Annotated in this window: 10 protein-coding genes; 4 read left to right on the plus strand and 6 right to left on the minus strand. The window is 51.2% G+C overall.

Annotated features, from left to right (window positions below; genetic code table 11):
* Window positions 1–52: 52 nt before the first annotated feature.
* The 6 genes from M0L20_RS13970 to M0L20_RS13995 all read right to left on the minus strand — a co-directional run bounded on the left by M0L20_RS13970 (window position 53) and on the right by M0L20_RS13995 (window position 9,206).
* Window positions 53–1,378: a Gfo/Idh/MocA family protein gene (locus tag M0L20_RS13970; RefSeq protein ID WP_232561529.1), complete on the minus strand. Its 1,326-nt coding sequence runs from the start codon at window positions 1,376–1,378 to the stop codon at window positions 53–55.
* Window positions 1,379–1,472: 94 nt separating this feature from the next.
* Window positions 1,473–2,216: a 3-keto-disaccharide hydrolase gene (locus M0L20_RS13975; RefSeq protein WP_232561530.1), complete on the minus strand. Its 744-nt coding sequence runs from the start codon at window positions 2,214–2,216 to the stop codon at window positions 1,473–1,475.
* Between the two features lie 62 nt (window positions 2,217–2,278).
* A complete protein-coding gene (locus tag M0L20_RS13980) occupies window positions 2,279–3,220 on the minus strand; it encodes a sugar phosphate isomerase/epimerase family protein (protein WP_232561531.1) in 942 nt (313 codons plus the stop codon).
* 164 nt (window positions 3,221–3,384) lie between these two features.
* Window positions 3,385–5,094, minus strand: coding sequence for a RagB/SusD family nutrient uptake outer membrane protein (locus tag M0L20_RS13985; RefSeq protein ID WP_232561532.1), 1,710 nt, complete (start codon window positions 5,092–5,094; stop codon window positions 3,385–3,387).
* 79 nt (window positions 5,095–5,173) lie between these two features.
* Complete coding sequence (locus M0L20_RS13990; protein ID WP_232561533.1) at window positions 5,174–8,341, minus strand: SusC/RagA family TonB-linked outer membrane protein; 3,168 nt, start codon at window positions 8,339–8,341, stop codon at window positions 5,174–5,176.
* A gap of 61 nt (window positions 8,342–8,402) precedes the next feature.
* Window positions 8,403–9,206 (minus strand): FecR family protein, encoded by an 804-nt coding sequence (locus M0L20_RS13995; RefSeq protein ID WP_232561534.1) that lies wholly within the window; start codon window positions 9,204–9,206, stop codon window positions 8,403–8,405.
* A gap of 428 nt (window positions 9,207–9,634) precedes the next feature.
* Here M0L20_RS13995 and M0L20_RS14000 point away from each other — a divergent pair, with 428 nt between their 5' ends.
* From M0L20_RS14000 to M0L20_RS14015, 4 genes are all read left to right on the plus strand, one after another.
* Window positions 9,635–10,378, plus strand: a complete 744-nt coding sequence (locus M0L20_RS14000; protein ID WP_232561535.1) for a hypothetical protein — start codon at window positions 9,635–9,637, stop codon at window positions 10,376–10,378.
* Between the two features lie 112 nt (window positions 10,379–10,490).
* Window positions 10,491–11,696: an ROK family protein gene (locus tag M0L20_RS14005; protein WP_232561536.1), complete on the plus strand. Its 1,206-nt coding sequence runs from the start codon at window positions 10,491–10,493 to the stop codon at window positions 11,694–11,696.
* A gap of 292 nt (window positions 11,697–11,988) precedes the next feature.
* Window positions 11,989–13,182, plus strand: coding sequence for a n-acyl-d-glucosamine 2-epimerase (locus M0L20_RS14010; protein WP_248477557.1), 1,194 nt, complete (start codon window positions 11,989–11,991; stop codon window positions 13,180–13,182).
* Between the two features lie 5 nt (window positions 13,183–13,187).
* On the plus strand, window positions 13,188–14,444 hold the full coding sequence (locus tag M0L20_RS14015; protein ID WP_248477558.1) for a sugar MFS transporter: 1,257 nt from the start codon (window positions 13,188–13,190) through the stop codon (window positions 14,442–14,444).

Below are 14,444 nucleotides of genomic sequence, written 5' to 3' on the forward strand. Positions count from 1 at the left end.
TGATCTGTAAAGAAAATATCTTGTCAATTCTGTTAATCCTGTCAAAAAGAATCTACGTGACGATCATGTCCTGTTTGGTCGAATCCCAAGTTACGCGTTTACCCGTATGCAGCGCCGTGGTAGCCATGATGTTCGCTACTGAGTGATTGAAGCCGACGCGTGCGGGTGCATTTGGCTCTTTGCGACTCCGTACACATTCCATCCAGTTCAGCATGTGCAACGAGGTCATCGGATCGCCACCTGTATTCGCCGATGTTTCCATCTTGGCGGCATTGCCAAGTGACATTTCGGGCAGCAGATTCGCCTGCATGTTCATATCTTTGGCGTATTTGGCTTCGAGACCACCGTCCGGCGAAATCTTGTTCGTGTCGAGGTTGATCATACCACCGTTCGAGTAGTAGTACTCCTTAACACCGCCCGCTTCGTTGTTCATTCGGGATGAATAAAGCACCTGAAATCCTTTGGTTTTGTCGTTGTCTGGGCCGTAATCGAACACAGCCGTGAACGTATCGGCGTTGGTGCGGCCATCTTTCCACGAATAAATGCCACCATTGGCGACTACCGACCGGGGATGATCTAATCCGCTGAACCAGTGTACTGTATCAATCTGGTGCGACATCCACTGTCCCGGAATCCCCGACGAGTAAGGGTAGAACAAGCGGAACTCAAGGTATTTGCGCGGGTCCCAGGCCGTTTTGGGACGATTCAACTGGAAGCGGTCCCAGTCGGTGTCTTCCTTCCGGATCTCGGAGACCAGTTTAGGCCGACGCCAGCGACCCGGCTGGTTTACGTTCCAGGTCATTTCAACCATAGTTATGTCGCCAAACTTGCCGGATCTGATAAAGTCGTTGGCAGAGTGGTAGTTCGGCGCTGAACGACGCTGTGAGCCGACCTGGACAATTTTCTTCGTGCTTTCAACGGCTTTCAGCGCTTTACGCGCATCTTCCAACGATTCGGCAAAGGGCTTTTCACAATAAACGTCGCGACCTGCTTCGACGGCGGCTGCACAATGCAGAGCGTGCTGAAAATCGGCGGTTGAAATAATAACCGCATCGACATCTTTGCGGTCAAGGAGTTCGTCGTTGTTGCGGGCTTTGAAAAACGTACTATCATTTAAGCCTTTGCCTTTCAGGTATTGTTCCGCTTCGTCGCGACGGCGGTTCCAGATATCCGATACACCAACAAAGGCAAAATTCTGTTTTTGCGCGTGTTCGGCAAAGGCGGGAGCGAGCGATTGCCGAAAGCGATCGGAGAAACCGATAATACCAACCCGAACGCGGTCGTTTGAACCAAGAATACGGGCGTAACTACCCGCCGAGAAACTCATACCGAGTCCGGCCAGGGCAGATTTTTTGATGAACTCACGACGGTTTTCCATATTATGGAGGAGGTAAGGGGCTGATAAATAGACGGTAGATAACAAACAAAGACAAAAGACGGGTTTGTCTAATGGCTATTGTTGCGGGTCTTTTTTAAAGAGTCTTGATTTTAATGTTGCGGTAAGAAACCTTATTGCCGTGATCCTGCAATAGGATATGGCCTTTCGGTGCTTCACCAAACCGACCATTGGTATTGTAGTCCGGTGCTTTGTACTTACTCATCGCTACCAGTTCGCGGAATTGTTCGCTGCCGCGCTCATACTCAACAACTTTCTTGCCATTGAGCCAATGCTCCACGTGCTTGCCTTTGGCGATAACCCGTCCCGTGTTCCAGTCACCGATTGGGTTTGCCTGTTTGTCTTTGGCCGGAATCAAATCGTACAACGAACCAACCGTGCGGTTCCCATTGCGTCCGAGTTTCGCATCCGGGTGTTTGTCATCGTCGAGCACCTGAAACTCCAGGCCAAACGCCGACCCTTTCGGCTTCGGATAATTCTCGACCACGTAATACTTGACACCACTGTTGGCTCCTTCAGTTAGTTTGAAGTCGAACATTAAGTCGAAATCGCCGTACTCGCCGGTTGATACAATGTCGCCAAAGCTTTGTGATTCGGAGCCGTCGGATTGCTGAATCGTTAACAAGCCATCCGAAACGTTCCAGCCTTTTTCGGGAAACTTGTCTTTGTAAACACCACGCCAGCCGTTCGTCGTTTTACCGTCGAAAAGCAGTTTCCAGCCTTCCTTCTTTTCTTTGTCGGTCAGCGTGTTCGGCGTTTGGGGCTTCTCGGCGGCCATCAGGCTAACGAGCAGTAAAGCAGAAATAAGGAATTGTTTCATGCTGTTTTAGAATCAGTACTTTTTCGCGTCGGTTGTATAAAAAAACACTACACTTCCCGTCGTTACAACGGATAGTGTAGTGTTTTCGTGATGTACTCCTTGTTAATACTAGCGCACTGAGCGGGCGTTTTGTCAGTTTCCGGAACACCGTCCAGTTCAATGACTCCCCAGCCTTTGAAGTTAATCTCGTCCAGCGCTTTGAATACCGCCGGTACATCGACGTTACCACGGCCCAACTCAACGAATTTGTAGGCTTTCGGATCGTCGGGCTTATCGGGACGGGGCGACAGCGTGTCTTTGAGGTGCAGAGCGTGAATAATGTCTTTGTACTGTTTAACCGCTTTTTCGGGTTGTCCACCGCCTTGTTTGTAGTGGGCAATGTCGAGCAGCAGTTTACAGTATTTCGGATTCATCGCCTGCACGATCACATCGACTTCTTCGGGTGTTTCCCCGAGTTGGTGCATGTGGTTGTGGTACGTCGCCTGAACGCCCATGTCGGCGGTTTGCTTGCCAATCTCGTTCATGACAGCCGCGAGTCGCTTAAGTTCTTCCGTCGTCGGCTGGCGGTCCTTCGGGCGAAGGGTATTGGTCATCTGAAACGCAGAGCCGCCGAGTGCTTTGACAAAGCTGGCGTGAGCCACGTGCATATCAATGGTACTTTGTTCCTTGGCCGGATCGATCTCAACGTTACCGCTCGAAAACATCGCCAGCGTCAGCCGATTCTTGTCGAGCAGCGCTTTCAGTTCGGAAGGCTTGGCGCGGTACGTGCCAAAAACATTGGCCCGCAGCTGAATGCCTTTATAACCAAGCGCCGACAGATCCTGAATGGCCTGAAGCGTCTGCGCGTCGGTGTTGCCCCAGGTGATGGCGGAGTAAGCAATCTTGAGCCCTAGCTTTTCAGGATGTGCTGATTGCGCGAAAAGCCGGGTTGTACCCGTGGCAAGTGCCATTGCCGATAGGCCGGCGGTGGTGAGAAACTGCCGTCTGTTTACAGTCTCCTGCATACGTAGAAAGGATAGTCCGTATTGACCGGTGCGTGAAATTAAATCGTTTTCTGTTCCTGAATAAGGGCAGTCGCGCGTTGTTCTACTGATAAAATCAGCTAAAAGCGCGAAAAGGCGGGTGATAGAGCTGCTTTTTCGCGCTTTTAGCTGATTCGTTTTGCCGATTAATAACCAGGATTCTGTGCGAAGCCCGGACTGCCATCCGCATTCTTTTCGGTACGGTCAATCTGCGTCTGTGGAATAGGTCGCAGGTTGTGGATGTCCCGGACGTTAGGAGCTGCCTGAGGATTGTACAGTTTAACCCGCTCAACCAGATTGCCCCAGCGTTTTAGATCCATCCACCGCGTTTGCTCGCCGAGCAATTCCCGGCCTCGCTCCTGATAGATCATTTCCATGTCCATTTGCGCCGATGTTATTTCCATGGCCGTCTCTTTGCCCGGCCAGGCCGCCCGGCGACGAACCACGTTGATAGCCGTAGTAGCCTCCGTGGTTTTGCCCTGCTTCAATTGCGCTTCGGCCAGGATCAGATACGTTTCCGCGAGTCGGAACGCCAGATAATCGCGGCTGCCTTGTTCGTAGGTCCGGTCGGGGCGGAGGGGATCAAAGAATTTTTGCAGTGTTGGGAACAAGGCTTCGTTGTAAGCACTCGGTACGAGTACCTGATAAGGTTTTGCGGCCCGCTGTGCCAACGTCCATTCAACACCCGGAATGTAAATAGCCGTGTCACCGGCTTTAAACGTAACGGTCTTTTTCGAGTTGTCAAAGGCCGTGTTGTAGGTACCGGGATTGTTACTCAACCAGGTATCTCTAAACGTTTTCTTGTAGCGGGAATCATTGACCCGATCTTTGAAAACCGTCTCTAAGCAGTAAGCAGTCGGGCGCAGGCGTTTGAATGGGCGTCCGTAAAAAATATCCCGAACCATACCGGCCTGCACGTCGTACTGCATCCCGAAAAACAAGTGCAGGTTATTACCGCCGGTGTTACCTCCCGAATTGGCGACCGGAGGAGTGGAGGCATTGGTCAGCGGGTCCGACGTGTATTGAACGGCGAAGATGACCTCGTCGCTAATCTCCCCGGCACCCTGCGCAAATACGTTGGCAAAGTCAGACACTAATTTAAACCCGTAGTTATTGATCACATTGGTGGCATACGTAGCTGCTTTCGCGTAATCATCAGCTGCTTTGGCCGACGAGGTCGCTTTGGTCAGGTACACACGAGCCAGCAGGTGTTCGGCAGCTGCTTTGGTAGCACGACCGTAATCCGCCGATCTGATCTTGGGGTCTAAATCCGGGGCTGCCGATTCGAGATCAGACAGGATCGCCTTGTAAACATCGGCTTCGGTAGCCCGGCTGGTTTTTTTGGTAGGGGCCAGGGTTTCCGTTAAGCGCAGGTCAACACCACCCCACTGCTGTAAAAGAATAAAGTAGTAGTGCGCGCGCAGAAATTTTGCTTCGGCCACCCGGAGTTTCTTCACTGCGTCCGAAACGGTAGCTGTCGGAGCCCGTTCGATCACCGAATTGCAGGTATTGATACCCCGGTACAATTCCTCCCAAACGTTTTGCAGAAAATCCACGAAGCTGTTGAGCTGGGTATCGTAGAAATGAAACCCTTTGTAACCCCCGTCGGCCCCCGTAGCGTACAGATCGGTACCGTACTCGGTCATAGTCAGGCCCTGCTGCGTACCGTAAAAGCTCCGTAAAGGCGCGTAGGATGCCCTGACGGCATCTTCAAAGCCCTTCGGGGTATTCACGTAATCGTTACCAATACTGGAAATTACTTTTTCATCCAGTATATCCTTGCAGGCCTGACCACTCAGCAGGAGTGTTGCCAGCCCGAGGATACGGAATGATTTTGCGGAAAGTATCGACTTCATTATTGTAGAATCTAAAGGTTTTATGAGCCTATAAAGCGTTGTTCCGGCTGTAGACCTGAACCCGCAGTCAGGCAAGGGTTTAGAATTTAACGTTCAAACCGAAGGTGGTAATCCGGGTAGCTGGTACAACGTCGTTGTTAATGGTACCATCCGCTGTCTCGGGATCAACGCCGTTGTACTTCGACCGATAAGTCGAGAAGATAAAGGGCTGCTGGATACTGGTAAACAACCGGAGCGACTGTATACCCAGCCGTTGGGTGAACTGAGAGGAGAACGTATACCCGAAATTGATGTTACGAACTTTCACGAACGTGCCGTCGAAGTAAAACAGAGCCGAGTTATAGACGGGAAACTCCTGGTTCGACTTAGGCTGCGGAAACTCGTTGGTCGGGTTGTTGGGCGTCCAATAGTCCACTTTGATCTGCTGATAGCGACCCGCCAGCTGGTTATTGTCCCGGTGGAAACCGCTCAAGATGGTTTGTCCAAAACGGCCATAGACGAAGAACGACAAATCAAAACCTTTGTAGCTGAACCGGTTGGTTATCCCAGCGCTGAAGTTGGGGATGTCCGAACCCAGAAATACGCGGTCATCGGCTGTCGTTTTGCCGTCGTTGTTGGTATCCTGAACTTTAATCTGCCCAACGGAGCTTTGGTACGATTTAGCCGCGTCGGCTTCGCTGGTTTGCCAGATACCCGCCTTTTTGTAGTCGAAGAAAGCGGTCAACGGCTTGCCGATAAACCACTTGTTTCCCAGGTCATCAACCGCACCGTTGTACAGCGAGATAATGGCTTCGTTGTTTTTGGTGAAGACCAGATCAGATGTCCACTTAAAGCCGCTTTTCGAATTAACGTTTACGGTCGAAACACTGATTTCTACCCCCCGGTTGCGCGTTTCGCCAACGTTTTTCGTCACCGCGTTGAAACCAATAGAGGTTGGCAGCTGGTCAGAGAGCAGTAAGTCGGTGGTGTTGGTCTGGTAGAATTCAATCGAACCCGCTACCCGGCCCCGCCAGAGGCTGAAGTCCACCCCGATGTTGGATGAAGTCGATGTTTCCCACTTCAGGTCAGGGTTACCAATCGTACTGGGGCGGTAGCCATACGCGCCAACGTTACCAAAGGCGTACACGGTACGACCCAGCAAGCCCTGCGTCTGGTACGGTACAACACCCTGATTACCCACCGAACCCCGGCTAACCCGTAGCTTCAACTGATCGAGCCAGGAGACGTTTTTCAGGAAATCTTCATTATTGATATTCCAGGCCAGGGCGATACCCGGAAAGTTACCGTATTTGCTGTTTTCACCGAAACGGCTCGAGCCATCCCGCCGAAGAGTAGCGGTCACCAGGTATTTGTCCTTGTAATCGTAATTGACACGACCCATAAACGAGTTGAGCGTCCACTGGATCAGGTTACTGCCTACGCCCAACACCAAAGCGGCATTGCCCGTATTGTAAAACTCCTGCGATTCAGCCGGAACCCCTTGTACGGACTGGTTATTGTATTCAAAATTATCGCGCTGAATGGATTGGAGCGCCGTTATACCCAGATTGTGATCGCCGAACGTTTTGTTGTAGGTCAGGATGTTTTCCAGGGTGTAATTGAATCCGTACTGGCTATTATTGGCAGCCGTCGGGTCACCGCCTTTCCGGTCGTTGGTTAGCGATCCCACGAAGCGGCCCGCCCGCGAAACCGAAAAATCAGGCCCAAAGTTGACGCGGTATTTTAAGCCGTCAATGATATTGGCTTCGGCATAAACACTATTGAAAATCCGATACTTCTTCGTATTATCGATTTGGGCTCCCGGTATGATTTCATACAGTGGATTCGTCAGCAAGGCATCGTTTGTCGGGGCGAAAATCAGGTTCCCGTTATCGTCGTAGGGTCTGCCCAACGGGTTCTGCTGGAGCGTAAAGCGGTACGGGTTCAGGTTGGCTCCGTTCCGGGTACTATACATCATGTACGACGAAATGCCCACTTTGAGCACCTTGTTGATGCGGTGGTCGACATTGGCGCGCAGCGAATACCGTGAGTAATCCTGGCCCGGAACAATGCCTTTGTCCATAAAATAGCCGGCGGAGATGTAGAACTGCGTCTTTTCGGTTCCGCCCTGAATACCAATGGAATGGTTTTGCTGAACGCCCTGGCGGAGAATCAACGACTGGTAATCGGTGTTCCGGTTGGCCGCAATGCCGGCAGCTACAGCCGGATCACCTCCTAAGACGGCTACTTTCGAGTCCGCAAAAGCATCGCCCACGCCGGTCGGTACCGGTTTTCCATTCGCGTCATTGTACAGATTCGTGGCGCGGTAGGCTTCCCGTACGTACTCCGTAAATTCAGGGCCGCTAAACAAATGGACTTTATCCAGAGGATCGGTAACGCCCCCGTAGGCATCATAGCTAATGGTTGTTTTTCCGTTGCTGTTACCCCGTTTGGTCGATATGAGAACAACACCGTTTGCTCCTCTGGCCCCGTAAATGGCGGTCGATGTCGCATCTTTCAGGATTTCCATCGAGGCAACGTCGTTCGGGTCGAAATCTTCGTAACCACCCGATACAAAACCGAACGGACGGTTGGCTAACAGCTCATTCCGGTCGCCGGTGAGCGGAATCCCATCGACTACGTACAGCGGATTATTACCCGCATTGAACGAACGGCGACCCCGAATTCGGATGGTTGGTGTCGATCCGGGTCTGCTTCCCGATTGCGCCACGTCAACACCCGCTACCCGGCCCTGCATCGCCTGACCGATGTTGGTAATGGGCATTTCGGTGATTTGCTTCGCTGAGACTGATGAAATCGCGCCGGTCAACTGGCTTTTTTTCTGCGTACCATACCCTACGACAACGACCTCATTCAGAGCGCGGCTGTCACTGGTCAGCGTGATGTCCACTGATGCGCGGTTGCCAACCGTAATCTCCTGTGAGATAAAGCCTACGGACGAAAATACGAGGACTGCTTTTTCATTGGGGATACTAATCCGGTAGGTGCCCTGCGCGTCGGTCGTTGTGCCGCGCGTGGTGCCTTTTACGGCCACGTTGACACCCGGTAGCGGATTGTTGTCATCGCCCGACAGGATCCGTCCGGTGACGGTGCGCTCCTGCATGGGGTTATCCGTTGCCGGATGGGTTGGCCTGGGAGCGCTGAACGCTGGCTGGCTAATCAGGGTAATTGCTGTCAGACCGAGTAGAGGAAGCCAGACTCGCCCAGGTGAAGGCAGCCTGGACTGATTGGTAATTGTGTTACACATTAGAATAGGAATTAAGGGTTTACTAACTCAGGAATAGGAACTAGGCAAAAAAGGCAAGCAACTAAGGCAATGTCTGTATTGACCCAGCGGCAACCTCTACGGAATCGCCGGGGTTGAGCTGGATAGGTTTCTGCTGGTTGAGTAGTAAGTTGACACGCCCGGAGGTTAAGGCCACGCGTGTACATTCCGGTCCTTGCTGAACCCGAAAGGTTGTTCCGAGCGCTTCTACCGTGAGATCGGGCGTATGAACCCGGAAAAGTCGGGACGACGATGTATCGGCCCGGTGCATAACTGAAAAATCGGCTTCCCCTTCCAGCCAAACGGCTCGGGGCGTTTCTTCGGATAACTGACGCGAAAACCCCCGGCGGTCGTAGCGCAACTGACTGTTGGCATGAAGTCGCACGGTAGAACCGTCGGGTAAATCAATGATGCGGGGCGGGCCAGCCGTAGTTCGGATCGTTTTGATCGATTGGTCCGGACCGTACTGAATCCACAGCGCCCAGCCAATGAGCAACACAACCCCCAGCGTAGCGGCCGCTGTTCGTATAAAATACCACCAACCGATTACCGCACGGACATCCGGTTGGAGGGGCCGTACCTCTTCCATCGTCTGAAACGATTCGCGAATACGTCCCCATACCGACGACACTTCATCGGCACTGAGTGAGCTACTATCAGCGCGTGAAGCGGTTTGTATCAGTTCGCGCGCTACCTCAACCGTTTCGGCACAATGCGGGTTATGCGCTAACCAAACCTGCCAATAAGCCACCACCTCTTCGTCGTTGGGGTGTTGCACCCAGCGGACGAACAGATCGTCGAGAGCAAATTCCTCGGCGGTGTAGGCTGAATAAGGCTTGTGAGACACGGTTTATATGGCTGCTAAGTGCCCACTAAAGAAAATACATTAGGGGTTTCTACTTATTGTTTTCTATAGAACAGCGGGGTGTTTGGTTCGTTCCGAAAAAATAGCGTTCGGTAATTAGTTGACGATCAGTATGTTTGTCATACGTATCGTAAGCGTGCACGATGATCTGGCTACGTAAGCTGCGTTTAATGAGCGTTTTACACTTTTTATTTTTCGGCTCGGTAGATCAACTTATTCGCCAATAATCGTCGTTAGAACCTTTAAGGCGCTAGCCAGTTATGTTTTTTGATTTGTTTGCTCAATCGTACAGCCTCTGTTCTAACGAAAGATTTGAGCGAACGGGTGTTTCTACAGACATGATGAACGCTACATGCCGAAACCGGCAGATGAGTCCACGCAATTCTATATGGATAATCTGTTTGCTTTTTTTGTTAACGCATACTCCTCCGCTGGTAGTTTCCAGTGTTGCCCAAACGCGCATCGAATTCAACGATTCTACCCGCGCGAAAACCACCAAACCGAACCCGCTGACGTTCACCGCTTCGACTGATCAGCGTTTTTTCTTTTTCAGTGATACCCGAAACGACAACGGTCGGCGGGTACCCGTGAGTGTTTATGGCATACGGGCTGGCTTTCTGTTCCCGCCAAATCATGAACGACCGGCACTTCAGGGGGGAAGATCAGCCAGTTTCAAAGCGGGAGCAGGGTTTTATTTTATCAACCAGCATATCGACCGGCCTGGTCTGTTGCCGAATACCTCCGAGTCGGTCACGCGCCATCTGCGCATTGCTACCGTATATTATGAGCGTTACTGGCTTCGACGGAAAGCGTTTGAGATAAGTACGCCGATCGAATTTGGCTACGGCCATTCTCGCTACGAGCGTAATGACGAACAGGCGCAGGATTCCGAAGTAGCGCGGGGTATTTTCCTGCCGCTTGGTGTGGGCGTATCAGCCGCTTACCAGTTTCCCAACATCCGTTGGCTACGACCGTTTCACTGGTTTGGCTTGAATATACTGACGGGATATCGGTTTATCCTCAAGAAAGACATACCAGCCAGCCAGATCAATTATACTGGTTTTTACATATCCGTTGGCCCGTCCTTTTTCCTCGAAAACCTGACCGCCGATGTCAAACAGTGGCGACAACGGCGCAAGCAAAAAAAGAAGTGATTGGTCGCTATTGACTGGTTCCGGCAAGCGTCTACCGCTTACGCAAACCATAAATTAACCGTAAGCTATTCTCAGATCTTAGTAAGTTTGGGAAAAAGAAGTATTGGTTCTAATGAGTAAGTCTTCGGCTGGTTCGAGAGTCAGCAGCAAAAGCATACATTTCAAACGAGCAATCCTCAGCTATTTTGCCAACGCAGGCAACGCCATCATTCCTGAGGTAAGCAAAGCATTAACCATTAGCGTTCCGAAAGTAACGACGGTTGTTAATGAACTGATGCGCGATGGCCTGGTTCAGGACTACGGCAAGATCGAATCGACCGGTGGACGGAAGCCTAATCTGTACGGCGTTGTTCCAAACTCAGCCTTTTTTATCGGCGTAGACGTCAAGCAGAGCCACATCAACCTCGGTCTGCTGGATTTGCAGAAGAACCTGGTCAACGTAACCGAAAATTTGGCCTACCAACTCGACAATACGGAAGAGTCGCTTGAGTTGTTGTGTCAGCATATCAACCGTTTCATCACGGACTTAGCCGTTCCTCGGGAAAAGATTCTGGGAATCGGACTGAATCTGTCGGGGCGAATCAACTATGCAACCGGTTACAGTTACAGCTTTTTCTTTTTCGACGAACAACCGCTGAGCGAGATCATCGAAAAAAAGGTAGGCATCCGGGTTTTTCTGGAAAATGACACGCGGGCGATGGCTTACGGCGAGTTTTGCGCGGGTGTCGTCGCGAAGGAAAAAGACGTTCTATTCCTGAATCTTGATTACGGCATTGGCGTGGGCATTCTAATCAATGGCCAGTTGTATTACGGTAAATCGGGTTATGCCGGGGAGTTGGGGCACATTCCTATATTCGACAATGAACTCATTTGTCATTGCGGCAAAAAAGGGTGCCTCGAAACCGAAGCGTCGGGGTGGGCGCTCACGCGGATGTTCCGCGAAAAATTGCAGGAAGGGTCAACATCAGTGCTATCACTGCATGATAGGAACCCCGAAACAATAACGATGGAGGATATTATTCAGGCGGCCAAACACGATGATGTGCTGGCTATTGAATTAATTGCCAAAGTCGGCGAAAGCCTGGGCCGGGGAATTGCTTTCCTGATCAATGTATTCAACCCTGAACTGGTCATTCTGGGCGGTAGTCTTGCTTCGACCAAGGATTATATCGAACTACCGATCAAGACTGCTATCAATAAATATTCGCTAAGTCTGGTCAATAATGATACCCGGCTTACTCTGTCCCAGTTAGGTGAACATGCGGGAATCATCGGTGCCTGTCTTCTCGTTCGCGACCGATCCCTTGCTGTACTCTAAGAAGATTTCCTACTTTTTTTCGCTCCTGCGCCCTTCCGGAGAATATTTCGTCCGTTCTTCTATCCGGTTATTTTATGAGTAGTGTACGGTTCAACGGCGAAACTATATGGATGAATAAGCTTTTTTGGCTTATTCGTTAAAAAATAAGCTCATTGATTTGTTGAAATCGGATATAATGCTGTAATTCGCTCAACTTAATAATTTTAATTATTAAGTTGAGCGAACTTTAATAAAAAGTAATCAAAGCTAATAGTATAAACTAAAGAAGATTACTTTATTACTTTATATGACTATGCAGCTTGACGACTACCAGCAGCTATACAAGAATAATCTCCTGGATGATGTGATCCCGTTTTGGCTCAAGCACTCAGGCGACAACGAATTTGGCGGCTTTTTTACCTGTCTCGACCGGGAGGGTTCAGTTTATGATACCGATAAGTTCGTGTGGCTACAGGGGCGTCAGGTGTGGTGTTTTTCGATGCTCTACAACCGGGTCGAGAAAAAGCAGGAATGGCTTGATTTCGCCATCCAGGGAGCCGAGTTTTTGAAGAAGCACGGTCGGGATGCCGAGGGTAACTGGTATTTTTCGCTGACTCGCGAGGGCTTGCCGTTGACTCAGCCGTTCAATATTTTTTCGGACTGTTTTGCTGCGATGGCCTTCGGGCAATTGTACAAGGCAACGGGCAACAGCGAATACGGCGACATTGCGGTCAGTACGTTTCACGCCATTCTGCGTCGGCAGGAGAATCCGAAAGGTCCTTACAACAAAGCATATCCCGGAACGCGACCGCTCAAAAGTTTTGCGTTGCCCATGATCCTGTGCAATCTGGTGCTGGAAATGGAATCGCTGCTGCCTCCCGAACTGGTGGAACAGACCATTGCGTCGGGTATTCACGCGGTGATGGACGAGTTTTACCGACCCGATCTGGGCTTGATTCTGGAGAATATTGCGCCTGATGGTTCATTCTCCGATTCCTTCGAGGGGCGGCTTATCAATCCCGGTCATGGCCTGGAAGCGATGTGGTTTATTATGGACCTGGCCGAGCGCTCCAACGATCAGCAGCTCATCCAAAAAGCGGTCGACCGGACGCTTGCTATCCTGGAATACGGCTGGGATAATCAATACGGCGGCATTTTTTACTTCCTCGACGTAAAAGGAACGCCACCCCAACAGCTGGAATGGGACCAGAAGCTGTGGTGGGTACACATTGAAACGATTATTAGTTTGCTGAAAGGGTACCTGCATACGGGCGATGAGCGGTGCTGGACGTGGTTCGAGAAAGTACACGCCTACACCTGGGCGCATTTTGTCGATACCGAATATGGCGAATGGTTCGGCTACCTCGACCGCCGGGGCGACGTACTTTTGCCTTTAAAAGGTGGTAAATGGAAGGGGTGTTTTCACATTCCGCGTGGCTTGTACCAGTGCTGGAAAACGCTGGACGCCATTGCTCACAAAAAGGCTAACCCGCTTTTACAGGACTAGATTCTATGGCAAACATCCCCCTGCAAACCGTATCGGTTGACGAACCTGTCGGGCAAACAAAGCAATCCTATACGCCCGCGCTGCTGTCGCTGGCTGTGCTGTACTTCATGATGGGGTTCATCACGTGCCTGAACGATACGCTGGTGCCGTTTTTCAAGAAAGGGTTCAACCTGACCTATTCGCAGTCGTCGCTGGTTCAGTTCTACTTTTTTCTTACCTACGGCATCATGTCTATTCCAGCCGGAAAAATCGTGGAAAAAGTCGGCTATAAGACGGGTATGGTGCTAGGATTTGCAATTGCTGCGGTAGGGGCGCTACTATTTTTTCCGGCATCGGCACTGCATCTGTACGCCTTGTTTCTGGGAGCTTTGTTTGTTATTGCCATCGGTATTGTTTTGTTGCAGGTAGCGGCCAATCCGTACATTACGGTATTGGGACCGGCTCAAACAGCGTCGTCTCGCCTGACCCTTATTCAGGGTGTTGGGTCGATGGGGACAACCGTAGCACCTTTGTTCGGTGCTTACTTTATCCTGGCTCCTTTAGCCAATGCGTCGAGTGATGCGGTCCGGTATCCGTATCTGGGCATTGCGGGGTTGCTAGCTTGCATCGCGCTGGTGCTCTGGCGGTTGAAGCTGCCGGTGATCCGGGCCAGTGCCGACTTGAATACCCATGTTGAAGAACCGGGCAAAAGCGTGTTTGCTTTTCGGAATCTGCGGTTTGGCATCGGGGGACTGTTCTGCTATGTCGGGGCCGAAGTATCCATCGGTACATTTCTGACGAATTACATTGCCGATACCCTGCGCATCTCCGAAAACGAAGCGAACAGTTTTGTGGCGTTCTATTGGGGTAGTATGCTGGTAGGGCGGTTCGTGGGGGCGGGGCTGCTGAAAACGATCCGGCCCGCGTCGATCCTGACGGTTTGTGCCGTACTCGCCATTGCGCTGGTGCTGTTCTCGGTCAACACAACGGGTTACGTCGCCGTCTGGAGTATGATTGCCGTTGGCTTGTGCAACTCCATCATGTTCGCCATTATCTTTTCGCTGTCGGTCGATGGGCTGGGTAAATTTACCACCCAGGCATCGGGCTTGCTTTCAACGGCCATTGCCGGTGGCGCGATCGTCTCGTTTTGTCAGGGCTTGCTCATCGATCACTTTACCTGGCCGATCGCCTTTATGCTGCCTGTTGTCTGCTACGGGTACATCCTGTTTTACGGCATCAACGGCTACAAAGCCAACGCGTACACAAACCCACCACTCCACTAA

It is taken from the genome of Spirosoma liriopis (assembly GCF_023196085.1).
GTDB classification, from domain to species: Bacteria; Bacteroidota; Bacteroidia; order Cytophagales; family Spirosomataceae; genus Spirosoma; species Spirosoma oryzicola.